This is a genomic window from Nocardia coffeae (assembly GCF_019890715.1).
GTDB classification, from domain to species: Bacteria; Actinomycetota; Actinomycetes; order Mycobacteriales; family Mycobacteriaceae; genus Nocardia; species Nocardia jiangxiensis.
In genome coordinates this window covers 1,970,976-1,987,417 of record NZ_JAINZY010000001.1, presented here as the reverse complement: position 1 = coordinate 1,987,417, position 16,442 = coordinate 1,970,976, and the positions used below count along the sequence as shown (strand labels likewise).

At 68.1% G+C, this 16,442-nt stretch carries 19 protein-coding genes; 11 read left to right on the top strand and 8 right to left on the bottom strand.

Annotation, left to right across the window (positions count from 1 at the left end; genetic code table 11):
• Positions 1-12: 12 nt before the first annotated feature.
• The 3 genes from K7711_RS08770 to K7711_RS08760 form a co-directional block, all read right to left on the bottom strand.
• Complete coding sequence (locus K7711_RS08770) at positions 13-1,098, bottom strand: YdcF family protein (RefSeq protein ID WP_222966370.1); 1,086 nt, start codon at positions 1,096-1,098, stop codon at positions 13-15.
• 128 nt (positions 1,099-1,226) lie between these two features.
• The gene (locus K7711_RS08765) at positions 1,227-1,685 is read right to left on the bottom strand and encodes a DUF3237 domain-containing protein (protein ID WP_222966367.1); all 459 of its coding nucleotides are present in this window, start codon (positions 1,683-1,685) and stop codon (positions 1,227-1,229) included.
• On the bottom strand, positions 1,682-3,355 hold the full coding sequence (locus K7711_RS08760) for a CocE/NonD family hydrolase (RefSeq protein WP_222966365.1): 1,674 nt from the start codon (positions 3,353-3,355) through the stop codon (positions 1,682-1,684). The genes K7711_RS08765 and K7711_RS08760 overlap by 4 nt, the downstream gene beginning before the upstream one ends.
• Positions 3,356-3,445: 90 nt before the next feature.
• On the opposite strand from K7711_RS08760, the gene K7711_RS08755 reads away from it, so the two are divergent.
• A complete protein-coding gene (locus tag K7711_RS08755) occupies positions 3,446-4,492 on the top strand; it encodes an LLM class flavin-dependent oxidoreductase (RefSeq protein WP_222966363.1) in 1,047 nt (348 codons plus the stop codon).
• 65 nt (positions 4,493-4,557) lie between these two features.
• Complete coding sequence (locus K7711_RS08750; RefSeq protein ID WP_222966360.1) at positions 4,558-5,619, top strand: NAD(P)H-dependent amine dehydrogenase family protein; 1,062 nt, start codon at positions 4,558-4,560, stop codon at positions 5,617-5,619.
• 21 nt (positions 5,620-5,640) lie between these two features.
• Here K7711_RS08750 and K7711_RS08745 read toward each other — a convergent pair whose 3' ends face one another.
• Both K7711_RS08745 and dinB read right to left on the bottom strand, forming a co-directional pair.
• Positions 5,641-6,363: an MgtC/SapB family protein gene (locus K7711_RS08745; protein ID WP_222966358.1), complete on the bottom strand. Its 723-nt coding sequence runs from the start codon at positions 6,361-6,363 to the stop codon at positions 5,641-5,643.
• 35 nt (positions 6,364-6,398) lie between these two features.
• On the bottom strand, positions 6,399-7,643 hold the full coding sequence (dinB, locus tag K7711_RS08740; RefSeq protein WP_222966356.1) for a DNA polymerase IV: 1,245 nt from the start codon (positions 7,641-7,643) through the stop codon (positions 6,399-6,401).
• Between the two features lie 93 nt (positions 7,644-7,736).
• Between dinB and K7711_RS08735 the strand changes: the two genes are divergently transcribed.
• On the top strand, positions 7,737-8,231 hold the full coding sequence (locus tag K7711_RS08735; protein ID WP_222966354.1) for a peptidylprolyl isomerase: 495 nt from the start codon (positions 7,737-7,739) through the stop codon (positions 8,229-8,231).
• A gap of 121 nt (positions 8,232-8,352) precedes the next feature.
• On the opposite strand, the gene K7711_RS08730 is transcribed toward K7711_RS08735, so the two are convergent.
• Positions 8,353-9,219 carry an NmrA family NAD(P)-binding protein gene (locus tag K7711_RS08730; RefSeq protein ID WP_222966352.1) on the bottom strand — a complete coding sequence of 289 codons (867 nt, stop codon included), beginning with the start codon at positions 9,217-9,219 and terminating at the stop codon, positions 8,353-8,355.
• An 85-nt stretch (positions 9,220-9,304) separates the two neighbouring features.
• Here K7711_RS08730 and K7711_RS08725 point away from each other — a divergent pair, with 85 nt between their 5' ends.
• From K7711_RS08725 to K7711_RS08715, 3 genes are all read left to right on the top strand, one after another.
• On the top strand, positions 9,305-10,045 hold the full coding sequence (locus K7711_RS08725; RefSeq protein ID WP_222966349.1) for a TetR/AcrR family transcriptional regulator: 741 nt from the start codon (positions 9,305-9,307) through the stop codon (positions 10,043-10,045).
• A gap of 68 nt (positions 10,046-10,113) precedes the next feature.
• Positions 10,114-10,614, top strand: a complete 501-nt coding sequence (locus K7711_RS08720; protein WP_222966347.1) for a pyridoxamine 5'-phosphate oxidase family protein — start codon at positions 10,114-10,116, stop codon at positions 10,612-10,614.
• A gap of 81 nt (positions 10,615-10,695) precedes the next feature.
• Positions 10,696-11,022, top strand: a complete 327-nt coding sequence (locus K7711_RS08715; RefSeq protein WP_222966345.1) for a hypothetical protein — start codon at positions 10,696-10,698, stop codon at positions 11,020-11,022.
• An 18-nt stretch (positions 11,023-11,040) separates the two neighbouring features.
• Here the strand turns inward: K7711_RS08715 and rplL are convergent, their stop codons facing one another.
• On the bottom strand, positions 11,041-11,427 hold the full coding sequence (gene rplL / locus K7711_RS08710; RefSeq protein ID WP_222966343.1) for a 50S ribosomal protein L7/L12: 387 nt from the start codon (positions 11,425-11,427) through the stop codon (positions 11,041-11,043).
• A 155-nt stretch (positions 11,428-11,582) separates the two neighbouring features.
• Positions 11,583-12,038 carry a MarR family winged helix-turn-helix transcriptional regulator gene (locus K7711_RS08705; protein ID WP_222966341.1) on the bottom strand — a complete coding sequence of 152 codons (456 nt, stop codon included), beginning with the start codon at positions 12,036-12,038 and terminating at the stop codon, positions 11,583-11,585.
• Positions 12,039-12,226: 188 nt separating this feature from the next.
• Here K7711_RS08705 and K7711_RS08700 point away from each other — a divergent pair, with 188 nt between their 5' ends.
• The 5 genes from K7711_RS08700 to K7711_RS08680 all read left to right on the top strand — a co-directional run bounded on the left by K7711_RS08700 (position 12,227) and on the right by K7711_RS08680 (position 16,363).
• A complete protein-coding gene (locus K7711_RS08700) occupies positions 12,227-12,604 on the top strand; it encodes a DUF5313 family protein (RefSeq protein WP_222966339.1) in 378 nt (125 codons plus the stop codon).
• A 36-nt stretch (positions 12,605-12,640) separates the two neighbouring features.
• Positions 12,641-12,928: a hypothetical protein gene (locus K7711_RS08695; RefSeq protein WP_222966337.1), complete on the top strand. Its 288-nt coding sequence runs from the start codon at positions 12,641-12,643 to the stop codon at positions 12,926-12,928.
• A gap of 71 nt (positions 12,929-12,999) precedes the next feature.
• Positions 13,000-14,283 (top strand): glycosyltransferase 87 family protein, encoded by a 1,284-nt coding sequence (locus tag K7711_RS08690; protein WP_308014559.1) that lies wholly within the window; start codon positions 13,000-13,002, stop codon positions 14,281-14,283.
• 92 nt (positions 14,284-14,375) lie between these two features.
• Positions 14,376-15,254, top strand: a complete 879-nt coding sequence (locus tag K7711_RS08685) for an SGNH/GDSL hydrolase family protein (protein WP_222966335.1) — start codon at positions 14,376-14,378, stop codon at positions 15,252-15,254.
• Between the two features lie 110 nt (positions 15,255-15,364).
• A complete protein-coding gene (locus tag K7711_RS08680) occupies positions 15,365-16,363 on the top strand; it encodes an LLM class flavin-dependent oxidoreductase (protein ID WP_222966333.1) in 999 nt (332 codons plus the stop codon).
• The last annotated feature ends 79 nt before the right edge of the window (positions 16,364-16,442 follow it).

Below are 16,442 nucleotides of genomic sequence, written 5' to 3'. Positions count from 1 at the left end.
CGGCCGGGTTCGCTAGGGCAGCACGGCGATCGAGCCGAGTACCGCGGGCAGGATCAGCAGCACGCCGAGGGCGATATTGGTGCGCAGATGCAGGGCCAGGAAGGCGGCGAATTCCCGCAGGAAGGCCGTGAGGACGAAGTAGCGTGCGGTCCGGCCGCCGATCACCCGGGCGCGCAGACCGAGACGACGACTCAGCATCGCGGCCCGCAACACGTGGAAATCGCTGGTGACGACGACCATTCGGCGCCCCTCGCGCAGCAGGCCGCGTTCGCGCGCCGCCGCTGCCGAGTAGCGCAGATTCTCCTCGGTTGTCCGTGATTCGCGCTCGCGGACGATCCGGCTCTCCGGAATGCCTTGCTCCACAAGGTAATCGGCCATCGCGTCGGCCTCGCAGGCGCTCTCGTCGGGGCCGCGCCCACCGGAGGTGATCACGATCGGATCCGCCCCCGCGGCGACCGCTGCCCGGTAGGCCCGAACTGCACGGTCCAACCGCGAGGCCAGCAGGGGCGTCACGCGGGCGCCGTCCAGCCCGCAGCCGAGGACGACGAGAACCTCTCCGCCGACCGCCCGCGACCGCCGCGCATACAGCACCGCGTAACCGGTGTACCCGACCAACTGCACGACGAGAAATGCGCCCAGCACCACGATCACCCCGGCCACGGTGGACAACCACCCCGCATCGGGATCGACCATGTCCCGCACCGCCATCGACAGCACCAGCAGGCCCAGTCCGACCACCCCGGCCAGCGCGGTCGCCACCCGCATCCCTTCCCGGCGCACCACCACGACCCCGTTCGCCAGCAGCCCGATCCCCGCGACCAGCAGGAACACCCGAGACAACACCAGGAACAGCCCGAACCCCAGCAGATCGGCCACGCCGCGGTCCACCTCGCCGAGCGAGGACAGGACACAGGGAACCAGCGCCGCTACACCGACGAGAAAGACGAATCCCCGTGTGGAGACCGGGATTTCAGCGGAGGCCGTCGACGTTCGGCCGGGTAGGCCTGCCCCTCGTACGCTGCCGTTGGTTTCGTGCGCGGCCGATAGCAGGGTGTTCCGGGGCAGCTCCCTCTGGGCGGCCGTGAGCACTCGACTCATCCGGACACCTCCCACACCGAGCGGTGCACCCGGTCGGTCCGGGTGCCGATGAGTCCACTCTCATCGGCCGACCTGGACGTGGGACATGTGCGGGCTGGGAGCCCGCTGCGAACTCGCCGAGGAGGTGATCAGGTCACGCGGTAGGCGATGTAGCGCACGCGGTGTGCCTCGCGCACGTAGGAGGCGACGAACAGTGATCGTTCGAACTCGGGGCGGGTGGCGGATTCGAGCGTGATCGCGGCGCGGAAATAGTAGTCCGCGGGATCGACCGGCTCGCCGCGCAACAGTGCGTCCAGGACCTCCGGCGGGCCACTGCGGACGCCGACGGCGTGCAGGTACAGCAGGTCGCCGTCGGTGGCCCGCGCGGAGTAGCGGCCATCGATCTCGATCGCGCCGTCGGGGCGCACGAGCTGCCAGTCCGCGCCGCCGGGCAGGATCGTGCCCTCGAACGCGCCGTGGATCGTCCCGCCGACGACCGGAACGACGCGCCGATGCCCGGCCCGCGTCTGCCCGTGATCCTCGAGCAGCCCCAGCTCGGCCTCGACCTCGAACGCCCACTCGAGGGTGGGAACCGGTGGGACCGTCATCGCGTCCACACCGGCAGCGAGATCCCCGACGCGGTCGGGCCGGAATGGGAGATCTCCTGGTGCGCGACGACTGTCGTGGTGGCGTCGAAGGCGGGCTCCCCGGTCCCGGGGTTGCGGGCGTAGCGCGGATGGGCGCCGGAGCTCACCTGGATCCCGACGCGATGTCCGGCCGCGAAACTGTGGAACGTATGCCACAGATGCACCGGAACATCGCGGAATCCGTCGGCGTCCGGTGCGGGATCGGTGGCGGCGGTCCCGACCGAGCCGATCCGGCGGATGCCGTCGCAGACGGTGATCGCCCGCCCGTCGGGGTGCACATCGGTGATGCGCACGAAAACGTCGTAACTTGTTGCACTGGAACGGATCCTGATGTTCGCGACCGGCTCCCCGGCGAGTTCCAGCGGGGTCGTGAGCGGTTCGGAGCGGAAGGTCACGACATCCGCGCGACGCTCGTGTTCGGCGTTGTCCGCGGGCCGGTTGTCCGGTGCGAGGCTCGGGCCGCCCACCGCAGGAGTCGGGTGTTGCGGGTCGTAGGTGTAGCGGGTCGCGCCGCCCGATGCGGCCTCGGTGGACAGCCCGCCGCCCGCGTGCAGCAGCCAGTTCTGCGCGGCGACGCCCTCGGGCGGCCACACCTCGAACTCGTGCCAGGTCTGCGCGCCGGTCTCGAACATCCGCACCGGAGCCCGCCCGGCGTCCCCGCCGGTGAACACCTCGCGCAGGAATTCGATCGTATCCCGGTGTGCCGGACCGGCTTTGCCGCGCGACATGTGTCCCCACGGACCGACCGTCAGGCGCGGCGGATTACCCGCCTCGACCAACTGCCGGTAGTTGCGCAGCTGCCACGGCAGGAAGATGTCGTACCACCCGGTCACCATCAGCACCGGCGCGGTGACATCGGGCACCGAGGCGGTGTGCGACTGCGAGGTCCAGTACTCGTCGGTGAGCCGCTCGTGCCGGACCCAGTCCTGATACCAGTGGATCGGATGTCCCGTCGCGGCGCTGTCGCCCCGGCTCAGCGGCAGCGCGTCGAATGCCTTGTCCAGCTTGCGATCCGGCAGGACGATGCCCAGCAGCGCCAGCCCGCCGCGGTCCATCAGATCCATCATTCGGCTCCAGCCCAGGGCGTTGCGCAGGGAAAAAGCGCCATTGTCCCAGGTGATTTCGCCGAAATCGGGCATGGTGATCTGCAGGACCAGGGCTTCGGGGGCGTTGTCCGGATCCTCGCGCTGCATCCGGCCCGCGACGGCCCACTGCGTATAACCCATGTAGCTCTCGCCGAACGTCGCCAGATGTCCGGTGAACCACGGCTGTTTGCGCACCCAGCGGTGGGTGGCCGTACCGTCGCGCTGCTCGTCGTGCTGCGGGGTGAACCGGCCCTGGGAACCCCAAGTGCCACGGCAACTCTGGAAGAAGACGGTGAATCCCTCGTAGGCCAGTGCGCGGGCCGCACCGCCCATGACACCGCGCCGCCCGTACGGCCCGCGGATCACGATCGTGGGCAGTGAGGTGTCCGCATCGGTGGGGCGATACAGATCGCCGAGCAGTTCGACGCCGTCGGGCATCGGCACCCGCAGATCCTGGATGGTGTCGATTTCGTGTGCGCCGAGTTCGACGCCTCCTCGCGCAAGCGCGTCCACCGCGCGGATGAGCCGTTGTCGCAGCGTGGTCATGGTGTGCCTCCGTCGTCGCACCTCGAACAGCCATGAGGCTATCGTCCGAGTCGGTATGTGGGCGATGTGAGAAACGACGGAAGGTGTGCCATGGAAATCGCGGTCGGCCTGGACCGGGGCCTCGGATTGTCCTGGGATCAGTACCGGGAGCTGGGCAGACATGCTGCCCGACAGGGGTATCGGAGTGTCTGGACCAACGCCTCGATCGGTCGCGAGGCGACGCATATCTGCGCGCAGTGGTCCGCGGCGACCGCGGATCTGGTGCCCGGCGGCATCGGCACCGGCATCTCGGTCGTGCCGATCGGTTACTGGTCGGTGCCCGCGCTGGCGTCCTGCGCGGCGACGGTCGGCGAGATCAGCGGCGGCAGATTCGTGCTCGGGATCGGCTCCGGCGCGCTGCACTCGCCGGAATTCCGGCGGTCGCTGGGGCTGGCCGACGATCTGCGGCCACTGGGCACGATGCGTGAATGGCTCGTGACGTTGCGCGCGCTGCTGGCCGGTGAGACGGTCGAGCACGAGGGCCGGGCGGTGCAGTTGCACGGTGTCGCGCTCGGCTCGACGCCGCCGAAAGTGCCTGTGGCGCTGGGCGCTCTGGGGCCCAAGATGCTCGCCCTCGCGGGGGAGGCCGCCGACGCCGCGTCGTTGAACTGGTGCACCGCAGACCAGGTCGCCGCCAATCGGGAGATCGTCGCGCAAGGTGCACGGGCGGCCGGTCGCGATCCCGGCGAGGTGTCGATGATCGAGTACATCCGCATCTGCGTGGACGAGGACGAGGATCTGGCCCGCCGGGGTCTGGTGCGGGCCCTGATCGGATACGCGCTGGCCGCGCCCGGGGCGAACAAATCTCTCGGCTATCGCGGTCACTTCGGCCGGATGGGCTTCGACGAGGTGCTGACCGAGTTGGAGGAACGTCGGGATCGCGGAGCCTCGTTGGACGAGCTGATCGAGGCGTTCCCGGTGGAACTCGCCCGGCAGGTCGGATATTTCGGGCCGGCCTCGGGAGCCGCGGCCGGATTCGGCCGTCTGGCAAGGGGTTTGGACACCGCGATCGTCCGTGTGGTGGCCGCTCGGCCGGGCGAGGAATCCATCACCGCCGTCATGGACGCCTGCCGTCCGTCGGAGATCCCCGCGGTATGAGATTGCAGTTCTCTTATTTGAGAATATCGATGCTGAATTCGGTAACGGGTCTCTAGACTGGGCTCGTGGCTGAGAATGCGCGGTATCGGGTCGTCCAGTGGACGACCGGCAATGTCGGTAAGGCCTCGGTCCGGGCGATCGCCGCGAATCCGACGCTGGAACTGGTCGGCTGCTACGCGTGGTCGCCGGACAAGGCCGGACGCGACGTCGGCGAGCTGTGCGGGATCGACCCGCTCGGCGTCACCGCGACCAACGACGTCGACGCACTGCTGGCACTGAAACCGGACTGCGTGATCTACAACCCGATGTGGATCGACGTGGACGAACTCGTCCGCATCCTGTCCGCCGGGGTGAACGTCGTCGCGACCGCGTCGTTCATCACCGGCCACAATCAGGGCGGGGGCCGGGACCGGATCATCGAGGCGTGCCGCACCGGCGGTGCGACGATGTTCGGTTCCGGCATCAGCCCCGGCTTCGTGAATCTGCTGGCGATCGTGTCGGCGGGCATCTGCGATCGCGTGGACAAGGTGACCGTCAGCGAGGCCGCCGACACCACCTTCTACGATTCGCCCGCTACCGAGCGCCCGGTCGGATTCGGCCAGCCGATCGACAATCCGGATCTGCCCGCCATGACCGCGCAGGGCACCGGCGTCTTCGGCGAGGCGGTGCGGATGATCGCCGACGCGCTCGGCGTGGAACTCGACGAGGTGCGCTGCGACCCCGAATATGCCCGAACCACAACCGATCTCGTGATGGACTCCTGGACCATCCCGGCCGGGTGCGTCGCCGGTGTGTTCGCCAGCTGGAAGGGCATCGTCGGCGGTCGGACGCTGATCGACGTGAACGTCCGGTGGCGCAAAGGCCAGACGCTGGAACCGAATTGGACCATCGACGACATGGGCTGGGTACTCCAGGTGGACGGACGCCCGACGGTGAAGAACGTCGTCACCTTCCTGCCGCCGCCCGATTTCCAGGGTGAGACGCTGGCCGATTTCATGGAGTTGGGGCACATCATGACCGCCATGCCGGTGATCAACGCGGTGCCCGCGGTCGTGGCCGCCGATTCGGGCATCGCGACCTACAACGATCTGCCGCTGATCCGGGCACACGGCGTCGTGCCCGCGTGATCGGTTCCGCGGCAGGGGAATTCAATATGTCTCGTCGCCACTGGCCACGTCGAGCACCCCGGTCAGCTCACTGACCGAGGCGATGAGTTCCTGAATGTCGCCGCGTCCGCCGAGGTGGACGGTGACCTCGACCGATGTGGTCTCGGTGTGGTCGTCCGAGCGAGTGTGCGTGGTGGCCAGATCGGTGACGTGAAATCCCGATCGCGTCACCAACTCGAGGATCTCGCGCAGCAACCCGCGTCCGTCGACGTAGTGCACGGCCAGTACCGGCCACGGATTGGGTACCAGGCGCCGCAGCACCGCCGCAACCCGCGGCAACGTCAGAATCGCCAGGAAATACCCGACGACTCCGACCACGGCCAGGACCGGCAGTCCGGCGCCGGCCGCCGCGCCGACCGCCGCGGTGAGCCAGATACTGGCCGCGGTGGTCAGCCCGCGCACCGAATCCCGCTTGACGAAGATGATGCCTCCGCCGATGAATCCCAGACCCGAGACGATCTGCGCGGCCATCCGGGACGGATCCAGCACCACCTTGCCGCTGGCCAGCACATCGCCGAATCCGTACTTGCTGATCAGCATGAACAGCGCCGACCCCAGCCCGACCACCGTATAGGTCCGCAGTCCGGCGGCCTTCTGCTTCAACTCCCGTTCCAGCCCGATCAGCGCCGACAACCCGAACGCCGCGACCAGTTCGCCCACCTGCTGCCAACCCTGCCCGGTCGGTTCGCTCAACGTCCACGCCATCCGACCCACGCTAACCTCCCCCGGGGCCCGGATGATCAATCGGGCAGCAGCGGGACCGAGAGTCCTTCGCCGCGGTGCAATAGGGCGGCGCGGGTGACCGTGCCCGCGCCGAAGCGGTCGCGGAGCTGGTCGAGGGTGGTGTCCAGGGTGGAGTCGGGGCGAGGTTCGAAGGGGAGGGTGAGTTGCATGGTGTGGGCGTCGTCGAGGTTGGTCAGCGACAGGCCGATCAGGGTGAGGCCGCGTTCGCGGATCATCGGCATGGCCGCGGTGAGCAGGGTGTGCGCGGCCTGATCGATGACGCGGCCGTGGTCGGTGGCCGCGGGCAGGGAATGGGACCGGGTGGCTCGCGTGAAATCGTCGAATCGTAAGCGCAGCACCACTGTTCGGCACACCCGATCGGCGGCGCGCAGGCGGTGGCCGAGATGGTCGGCCAGGCCGGACAGGTAGGCCTGGATCTCCTCGGGAGTGCGGGTGCGTCGGCCCAGGGCTCGTTGTGCGCCGATGGAGCGGCGCCGGCGGCCGGTGTCGACGCGACGGGGATCGCGGGCCCAGGACAGCGCGTACAGGTGGCGGCCGGCCGCGGGACCGAGCAGACCGGACAGGCCCTTCTCGCCGAGTTCGGCGAGCTGGCCGATCCGGGTGATCCCGTGCTCGTGCAGCGTGCGGGCGGTGACTTCGCCTACGCCCCAGAGTCTTTCGACCGGCAGCGGATGCAGGAAGTCCAGCTCGCCGCCGGGCGGCACCTCCAGCAGCCCATCCGGTTTGGAGACCGCGCTGGCGACCTTGGCGAGGAATTTGGTGCCCGCCACGCCCACCGAGATCGGCAGGCCGACCTCCGCGCGCACCCGCTCGCGCAGGGTGCGAGCGATCTCGACCGGACTCCCGGCGATCCGCAGCAACCCGCCGACGTCCAGGAACGCCTCATCGATCGAGATGCCCTCCACCTCGGGCGTGGTGTCCCGGAAGATCTCGAACACCGCCCGGCTCGCCCGCGCATACGCGGACATCCGCGGCGGCACCACGATCGCATGCGGACACAGCCGCAACGCCTGCCGCCCGTTCATCGGCGTGCGAATCCCGTGCGCCTTCGCCTCGTAACTGGCCGCCAGCACCACCCCGCCACCCACGATCACGGGCTTGCCGCGCAGCCGCGGATCATCCCGCTGCTCGACCGAGGCATAGAACGAATCCAGGTCCGCATGCAGGATCGACGCCCGCGCGGCAGCACCCCGCGACGAGGCCGCCGAACCGTCCGAACCACCTGACCGTGACACGAACATATGTTCGCATAGGGGTGTGACAACGATGCCGGACTGCTCGGCGGGTACCGCAGTGGTTCGCGGCGGAAGGGGCCGATGTTAAGAATATTGGCCATGAGCGAAAACGTGTATTTCGATATTTCGGCCGATGGCGAGAAGCTCGGCCGGGTCGTGTTCCGGCTGTTCGACGATGTCGTGCCCAAGACCGCCCGCAACTTCCGTGAGCTGGCCACGGGCCAGAACGGATTCGGCTACAAGGGTGCGCCCTTCCACCGCGTGATCCCCGAGTTCATGCTGCAGGGCGGTGACTTCACCAACGGCAACGGCACCGGCGGCAAGAGCATCTACGGCGAGAAGTTCGCCGACGAGAACTTCCAGATCAAGCACGACAAGCCGTTCCTGCTGAGCATGGCGAACGCCGGACCGGGCAGCAACGGCTCGCAGTTCTTCATCACCACGGTCGTCACCCCGTGGCTGGACGGCAAGCACGTCGTCTTCGGCGAGGTCGTCGAGGGCTCGGACGTCGTCAAGGCGGTCGAGGCCCTGGGCAGCCGCTCGGGCAGCACGGCCAAGAAGATCGTCATCGACGACAGCGGCGTCGTCGCCTGACCGACCCGCATTCGGCGAGCGGCTCGGCGTGAGGTTCACGTCGAGCCGCAACCGGCCGTTCGGCCGGAGTCGTCGATCCCACCGATTCACCGTGCGCCGCAGTCGATGTCGATGCGGCTGCTCAGGCGTGGGTGGGTAGCTGGTCGCGCAGCATCGCGTCGATGCCGAGGGGATCGCGGCCGATCAGGTTCTGCAAGGTCGGATCGACGGTCGCGAATTCGCCCGCGCGGGCAGCGGTGAACATGCCGAGGAACAGGTCCGCCAGTTCGGCCGGGACTCCTACGTTCGTCAGCTGGTCGCGGAATTCGTTGTCGGACACGGTGATCCGTTCGATCTCGCGGCCCAGGAGAGTGCCGGTCCGGGCGGCCAGATCCTCGAAGGTCAGGGTGTGGGCGGCGGTCAGGGGCGGGGTGGGGCCGTCGAAGGAGCCTTCCCCGGCGAGAATGGCGGCGGCGGCCTCGGCCAGGTCGTCGTGTGCGGTCCAGGCGACCGGGCCGTCCGCGGGGACGGTGATTCGGCCGGATTCCGCTGCGTGCTCGAAGAATCGCATCGCGCTGGATATGTAGAAGCCGTTGCGCAGAGCGGTGTACGGCACGCCGCAGGTGCGCAGGATCTCCTCGGTGGCCGCGTGGTTGCGGCAGGGCTCGAAATGCGAGTGCGGATTCGCGCCCGCGTGGCTGGTGTACAGGATGCGCCGCGCGCCCGCGGCGACCGCGCCCTCGATCGCGGTGCGATGCCGGCGCACCACCTCTTCGCCCAATTTGTCGACCGAGACGACGAGCACCTGAGTCGCGCCCTCGAAGGCATGCGCGAGGCTTGCGGGATCGGCGAAATCGGCTGGGCGGACCCGGATTCCGCGTTCCGCGAGTGCCCGCGCCCGGCCCGGATCGCGAGCGGTGGCCCCGATCTGCTCGGCGGGCACCCGCGTGAGCAGCCGCTCGACGATGCGACGGCCGAGTTGTCCGGTGGCTCCGGTCACGATGATCATCACACACTCCTGTGTTTCCGTTGATATCAGAATCAGAGTATCACCGATATTAACGATGGAACCGGCAAGCCGCTATCGTTGATACATGCCCGCACATCCGCCCGCCGAGCACGCCTCGGCCGAATCTCGTACCGGAACCGCAGGTCAGGAGCAGTCCCGGCAGCGGGTCATCGAGGCCGCGATCGATCTGCTGGAACGCGAGGGCCGCGATGCGGTGACCACCCGGGCGGTCGCGGTGGCCGCGGGCATGCAGCCCCCGGCCATCTACCGCCTCTTCGGCGACAAGGACGGACTGCTCGACGCGGTGGCCGAACACGGCTTCGCCACCTTCCTCGCGGCCAAACACGTGGACCCCGAACCCGCCGACCCGATCGCGGATCTGCGGGACGGCTGGGATCTGGCGGTCGAATTCGGCCTGGCCAATCCGGCCCTCTACACGCTGATGTACAGCGAGCCACAGCGCAGCGACTCGCCTGCGCTGCGGGCCGGAATGGACATTCTGCGGGGTCGCGTCGGTCGTCTGGCCGCGGGTGGGTGGCTGCGGGTGAACGAGGAACTCGCGGTCATGGTCATCCATTCCTCGGCCCTCGGGGCGGTGCTCACCTGGCTGTCGCTGTCACCGGATCGACGCGATCCGGCGCTGCTGCGCGTCCTGCGCGAGTCCATGGTCACCGCCGTGACGAATGAGCAACCGGCAGTTCAGGATTCGACAGTGTCCGGGACCGCTCGCGCGCTGCGCGCGATCCTGCCCGAACGCACCTCGCTGAGCGCCGCCGAGCAGCATCTGCTGACCGAATGGCTGGACCGACTGGGTTCCGACCAGTGACGATCGCCGTGAGTGAGGTCGAGCGACTACCGTCGCGGTCTGAGGATCGACCGATTCGAAGGGATGGCATGAGCCTCGAGGAACAGTGGGATCGGATCCGTGACGTGGTGTCCCGCGGCAAGCGCTCGACGGGGCATTTCGCGATCGCCTCGGTCGATCCGACCGGAGCGCCGCATGTGACGCCGGTGGGGACGGTGTACCTGCGGGACGATTGCACCGGTTTCTACTTCGACCAGTACACCCGGGTACTCGCGGACAACCTCGACGCCGATCCGCGAGTCTGCCTGATGGCGGTCGACAGCGGCCGGCTGTTCTGGTTGCGCGCGCTGGTCACGGGACGTTTTCCGGCCGGGCCCGGGGTGCGGCTGTACGGGACCGCCGGGCCGCGACGTCCGGCCGAAGCCGCGGAACTCGACCAGGTCCGCCGCAGCGTGCGCCCGGCGCTGCTCTCGCGGGGCGGCCGGATGCTGTGGGGCGATTTCACCCACGTGCGGGATCTGACGTTCACCGATTTCCGGCCGGTCCGCTATCCGGTGATGATGTCGCATCTGTGGCAGGGAGTTCCCTGATCCGCGTTGCCCTGCCGGTCGGTGCGTGCCAGCCTGGACCGCGAGGATGCGGCGGTGCGCAGGCGCGCGAGGAGGAAAGTCGTGAGGGATCGGGTCGGAAGGCGGGAGACGCTGCGGGTCGTCGTCGACGCCGCCGATCCGGACGTGCTGGACGTGCGGTGGGCGCCCGCCTCGGAATCGCCCTCGCGCAAGACATTCGAGTACGCACGGGTCTTCCTGGTGGGGCCGGGGGATACGCGCCGGTATCTGGACATCGTCGACCGGCACGCATCCGCGTCGGTGCGACTGCCCGCGGAGTTGATCGCGGGGGAGTACGCGATCGAGATCGATGCCTATGCCGGGGCGAGTTGGGGAGACGGCCGTCTGGACGCGCGCGGACGTAGTGCGACGTTCACGATCCCGCGATGACGTGCGGCGCAGGAGGATTCAGCGCAGCGCGACCCGAGCGCCCGCGGCTTCCAGCTTGCCCTTGGCGGTCTCGGCCGAACCCCGGTCCAGCCGTTCGGCGATCGGCGTCGGCGCGGACTCCACGAGATCCTTGGCCTCCTTCAGACCCAGCCCGGTGATGATCTCCCGGACGGCCTTGATCACCTGAATCTTCTTGTCCCCGAAGGATTCCAAGATCACGTCGAACTCGTCGGGTTCCTCTGCGACCTCCGTGGCCGCGGGCGCGTCGGCCCCTGCCGGGGCGAATATCTGCGCGGCGGCGGAGACGCCGAACTCCTCCTCGAACGCACGGGTGAATTCCGAAAGTTCCAGCAGCGTCATACTTCTGAAGACTGCGAGTAATTCGGCGATGCTCATCTCGGCCATGATGTTCCCCTTGCGACGCTGACCATGGCGGCATCTCCATGGTAGGCGCGCGTGCCCGCCGGGCCAGGGGTTTCGGGACGTTCGGCACCGAGTCGTGCCGCATCCGTGATGATCAATTCCCCTGTCCGGGTGGGGGACTGGTCGCTGCGAGTGAGCTATTCGGCTGCCGCGGCACGCCGGGCTGCGGCGTTGACCCGCCCGAGGACCGAGTGCAACTCCTCGAGGTCTTCGAGCGTCACGCCCAGGCGTGCCACGACGGCGGGCGGAATCTGCTCCGCGCGGGCGCGCAGCGCACGGCCTGCCGCGGTCAGATCGATGACCAGGGCGCGTTCGTTGTGGGCATCGCGGCGGCGGCTGATGTATCCGGCGGATTCGAGACGTTTGAGCAGCGGGGACAGCGTCGGCGAATCGAGTTGGACCAGTTCGCCGATCTCCTTGACCGAGAGCGGCGCCTCACCCCACAGGGCGAGCATGACCAGATACTGCGGGTGGGTCAGGCCCATCGGCTCGAGCAAGGGGCGGTAGATACTCAGCACCGCGCGGTTCGCCAGTGCCAGCGCGAAGCAGACCTGGCGGTCCAGGCGCAGCGGATCATCGATGCGGGATGTCACGACTCCGCCTCTCGTCGAGTGGGGAAACTACACCAACCATTAGTACACGAATCGTAGGTGTGCGGAACTGGTGGTGCAACCATAATCACAGTTCAACTGCGCTGATGATCCTATCTGCGAGGATGTGTCGGTAGTATTTTTGTGTTAATAGTTAGTGCACGACCTTTTGGTATGCGAAGGAGAGGGCGATGAGCGACCGGACGCCGAACCCGCTACAGCGGTTGCGCTACATCTGCGGCGGCACCCTGCCCGAGTCGATGTCCGGGTGGGTGCTGAACGATCTCACCGGTCCGGGCGCGTCCCGCCGCTACCTGTTGCGGCTGATGATTCCGCTGCTGGTGGTGTTGAGTCCGTTCCTGCTGGTACCGGGCCCGCTGTGGATGGGCGGGGCGATGATGGCGCTGATCTTCCTGCCGCTGATGTTCTTCGCGATCGCGCTGACCTACGTCTACCGCCGCTACCGGCTGGCCAAGCACGGTCTGGATCCGGCGCTCGCCGATGCGGCCGCGCGCAGCCGGGCAGCGCTCGAACGTGACGCCTACGAACGCAGCCACGGTCGCGGTTGAGCCTCGTTCCGGCCGGTAGGTGAGAAGATTCCCTGCATGAGTGAGAGTCTTCGGTTCGTCTCCACTGCCGGTGAACTCGACGCATTACCGTTGATGTCGGTCATCATGGCCGCCAAACCGGCACGGTCTGTCTTTCAGAAGTGGCTCGATCAGCAGGGCGGGCCGCCGACCTGGGTACGCACGATGAGCAGCGACCGGTACACCTGCGAGGAGTTGAGCGTCGGGCCGTTCCCGCTCTCGGCCCCGCGGCAGTTCCGGTTCGTCGTGCTCTACGACCCGTCGGTGGACGGTCAGCCCTGCGAATGGGAGCCGCGTCTCGAGTGAGGCGCGCGGCGGCCGGGTGAGGTCGTCGGGCGGGGGCTACGGTGTTGGGCGCACGGGCGTCGAATGCTGGAGTGGATGTGTCGTTGCCGACGATCGAGAAACCGACAGTTCCGTCCGCGGTCGGCGCTGCGCCGCCGCGTCGCGCGATTCCCCTTCCGGTCTGCTGCGCCGTCGCTGTGGTGGGTGTGATCGCGGGCGGGTACTACCTCGATCTGGTGCTGCGCGAACCGGGGTTCATGCTGCACCTCACCGATCTAGGGGTGTACCAGATCGCGGGACATCGTGTGTCCCAAGGCGTCTCGCTGTACGACACACCGCTGCTGGGGCATACCCGCGGGGTGATGGAGTTCGTCTACACACCGTTCGCGGCCCTGCTGTTCGTGCCGTTGGCCGGACTGGCCGGTGTGGCGCGATACTGCGTCGCGGGGCTGGGCAATGTCGCGATGGTCGTCGTCTCGGCGTGGGCGGGGTTGTCCACGCTGGGGTATCGGCGGGATCTGCGGATGGGGCTGCTGGGCGTGCCGATCGCCGGTCTGGCCCTGTGGTGTGAGCCGATTCGGCAGACCATGGCGTTCGGGCAGGTCAACATTCTGCTGCTGATGCTCGTGGTGGTGGATATGGCGCTACCGGATTCGGTGCGGTGCAAAGGTGTGCTGACCGGCGTCGCGGCGGGCATCAAGCTGACGCCCGCGTTCTTCGTGCTGTATCTGCTGGCCACCAAGCGGTATCGGGCGGCGGGAATGGCCGTCGGCGGATTCGTCGCGACGGTGCTGGTCGGTGCGCTGATCATGCCGCGCGATTCGCTGACGTTCTGGAGTGGCGCGTTCGCCGATCCCGCGCGAGTCGGCGTGCCGCAGAACAACTCCAACGAGTCGTTGCGCGGATTGCTCGCTCGCACCATCGGCGTCGCGGGAATTCATCAGGTGCTGTGGCTGATCGCGGCGCTGGCGGTCGCGGGGCTCTGCCTGATGCTGGCCCGGCGGTTGTCGCGGGCCGGGGACGAACTGGCCGCCGTCGCGCTGTGCGGGCTGACCATGACGACGGTCTCCCCGTACAGCTGGGTGCATCACTGGGTATTTCTGTTCCCGGCGCTGATCGTCCTGGCCGACATGGTGATCCGGCGGCCGGGTGTGGTGACGGCGCCGATCGCGGTGGTGACGGCGGTGATCGCTTCGGGTGGGGTGTTACCGCTGCTGGATGTGCGAGCGAGCAGCGTCTTCGATTATCACCAGCATTCGACGCTGTACCACAACGCCTACATCTGGCTCACGCTCGCGCTGCTCGTGGCCGCGGTGGGGTATCTGCGGTCCGGTGACCGGGCGGCCCGGGAGATCGCGTCCGCCGACACCTTGTGACCTTTCCATCCGAAAGCGGTTGCGCGGTGCTATCTTCGGGTTACTGGACGTTCGTCCATTAATTCTGCTCGGGGTCGGGTGAGGGAGACGCGATGCGTAAGATCTCAGCACTGCTGATCGCCGGTGCGGCGGTGGTGGCCGGATGGCCGGGCGCCGGGCCCGCTTCGGCCGCACCCGGGTTCGGTGAGTATGTCGCACTGGGGGATTCGTGGGCGGCCGATGCCACCGTGACCACCCCGAGCACCGAATTCGTCCCGCTGGGTTGCGCGCAGAGTGCGCACGATTACGCCAAGCAGGTGGCGGCCGCGCTGGCGATTCCGAATTTCCGCGACGCGACCTGCGGTGGTGCGACCGTGCACGACCTGACGCGGCCACAGGAGGTCACCGGCGGCGTCAACGCACCGCAATTCGATCGCCTCACGTCCTCGACCGATCTGGTGACGCTCGAAATCGGCGGCAACGACACGGGATTGGCCCCCGCGGTACAGGATTGCCTGACCCTGGATCCGGCGGTGTCGCCCTGCCAGGCGAAATGGGTGCCCGGCGGCGTGGACCGGATCTCGGCGCAGATCAGCGCCTACGAGCCGACAATCGTTGCGGCCGTGCGCGATATCCGCGAACGGTCGCCGCATGCGCGGATCCTACTGGTGGACTATCTGGAGGGCATCGGCATCTCCAGCGGCTGCTTCCCGCGGATCCCGATCTCCGACACCGATGCGGTCTGGGTCGGCCGCAAGCTGATCGAACTCGATGCCATGCTGGCCCGCGCCGCCACCGAGTCCGGCGCGCGGTTCGTCGACACCTACCGGGGCAGTGCCGGCCACGATGCCTGCCAGCCGCCCGGCACCCGCTGGGTCGAGGGCCTGATCCCGTTCTCCACCGACCCGGCCGGCCTGGTGGTTCCGTTCCACCCCGACCAGCTCGGAGCCGACCACCAGGCTCGTGCCGTGCTCGCGGCGTTGGGGCGATAGCGCGCACCCGCGATCATCGGGTGAGTCGGGACACGGAATGCGCGGTGGGCTCCGCAGCGTTGCACTTCAGGAATCCCACCGGGTTACCGATCTTCGAAAGGCGGCGACGTATGCCCCTCGCCCTGTCCATCCTCGATCTCGCGTCCATCGCACCCGGTGGGACCGCGCGGGACAGCTTCGACAACAGCGTGGCCCTTGCCCAGGCTGCCGAGCGCAGCGGATATCGCCGGGTCTGGTATGCCGAGCATCACAACATGGGGTCGATCGCGTCGAGTGCGACGAGTGTGCTGATCGGGCACGTCGCGGGGCAGACCGAGAGCATCCGGCTCGGCGCGGGCGGGATCATGCTGCCCAATCACTCGCCGCTGGTGATCGCCGAACAGTTCGGCACCCTCGAGACGCTGTATCCGGGTCGGATCGACCTCGGACTGGGCCGCGCGCCGGGCAGTGATCAGAAGACCATGTTCGCGCTGCGCCGGGACCACTCCTCGGCCGATACCTTTCCGCAGGACGTGCTCGAATTGCAGGGATATCTGACCGGGGATTCCCGCATTCCCGGCGTGCAGGCGGTGCCTCGTGCGGAAGGCGTTGTGCCGCTGTACATTCTGGGCTCCTCGCTGTTCGGCGCGCAGTTGGCCGCACAACTGGGGCTGCCGTACGCCTTCGCCTCCCACTTCGCCCCCGACGCGCTGCACCGCGCCGTCGAGGTCTATCGCGAACACTTCCGGCCCTCGGAACAGCTCGCCGAACCGTATGTCATGGCCGGAGCGAACGTCTTCGCCGCCGACACCTACGAGGACGCGGCGCAACAGCGCGCCGTCGCCTACCGGGCCCGCGCGCGGATGATGATCCGGCGCGGCGCGGGTGATCTCCCGTTCACCGACGAGGAGATCGACGCCTTCCTCGCCACCCCCAACGGCCGCCACCTCTCGGAGATGACCAAGTACACCGCCGTCGGCCTGCCCGAGGACGTCCGCGCCTACCTGACCGAATTCGCCGACTCCATCGGTGCGGACGAACTCATCCTCGCCCACCACGCCACCGATATCGCGGACCGCATTCGCTCGGTCGAACTCACCGGCGCCACGATCGCCGCGCCTGCCGGCTGATCCTGATCGGAATTGTCGGATTTGTTGTGAATCCAGCACTATTCGGATTCTTGCCTCCCGGAAATGGGGTGCGCAGTGG

Excerpts from the sequence above, each read along its gene's own strand:
- K7711_RS08770 (WP_222966370.1), bottom strand. The coding sequence starts at position 1,098 with ATGAGTCGAGTGCTCACGGCCGCCCAGAGGGAGCTGCCCCGGAACACC.
- K7711_RS08765 (WP_222966367.1), bottom strand. The coding sequence starts at position 1,685 with ATGACGGTCCCACCGGTTCCCACCCTCGAGTGGGCGTTCGAGGTCGAG.
- K7711_RS08760 (WP_222966365.1), bottom strand. The coding sequence starts at position 3,355 with ATGACCACGCTGCGACAACGGCTCATCCGCGCGGTGGACGCGCTTGCG.
- K7711_RS08755 (WP_222966363.1), top strand. The coding sequence starts at position 3,446 with ATGGAAATCGCGGTCGGCCTGGACCGGGGCCTCGGATTGTCCTGGGAT.
- K7711_RS08745 (WP_222966358.1), bottom strand. The coding sequence starts at position 6,363 with ATGGCGTGGACGTTGAGCGAACCGACCGGGCAGGGTTGGCAGCAGGTG.
- dinB (WP_222966356.1), bottom strand. The coding sequence starts at position 7,643 with ATGTTCGTGTCACGGTCAGGTGGTTCGGACGGTTCGGCGGCCTCGTCG.
- K7711_RS08735 (WP_222966354.1), top strand. The coding sequence starts at position 7,737 with ATGAGCGAAAACGTGTATTTCGATATTTCGGCCGATGGCGAGAAGCTC.
- K7711_RS08730 (WP_222966352.1), bottom strand. The coding sequence starts at position 9,219 with ATGATCATCGTGACCGGAGCCACCGGACAACTCGGCCGTCGCATCGTC.
- K7711_RS08725 (WP_222966349.1), top strand. The coding sequence starts at position 9,305 with ATGCCCGCACATCCGCCCGCCGAGCACGCCTCGGCCGAATCTCGTACC.
- K7711_RS08720 (WP_222966347.1), top strand. The coding sequence starts at position 10,114 with ATGAGCCTCGAGGAACAGTGGGATCGGATCCGTGACGTGGTGTCCCGC.
- rplL (WP_222966343.1), bottom strand. The coding sequence starts at position 11,427 with ATGGCCGAGATGAGCATCGCCGAATTACTCGCAGTCTTCAGAAGTATG.
- K7711_RS08700 (WP_222966339.1), top strand. The coding sequence starts at position 12,227 with ATGAGCGACCGGACGCCGAACCCGCTACAGCGGTTGCGCTACATCTGC.
- K7711_RS08695 (WP_222966337.1), top strand. The coding sequence starts at position 12,641 with ATGAGTGAGAGTCTTCGGTTCGTCTCCACTGCCGGTGAACTCGACGCA.
- K7711_RS08685 (WP_222966335.1), top strand. The coding sequence starts at position 14,376 with ATGCGTAAGATCTCAGCACTGCTGATCGCCGGTGCGGCGGTGGTGGCC.
- K7711_RS08680 (WP_222966333.1), top strand. The coding sequence starts at position 15,365 with ATGCCCCTCGCCCTGTCCATCCTCGATCTCGCGTCCATCGCACCCGGT.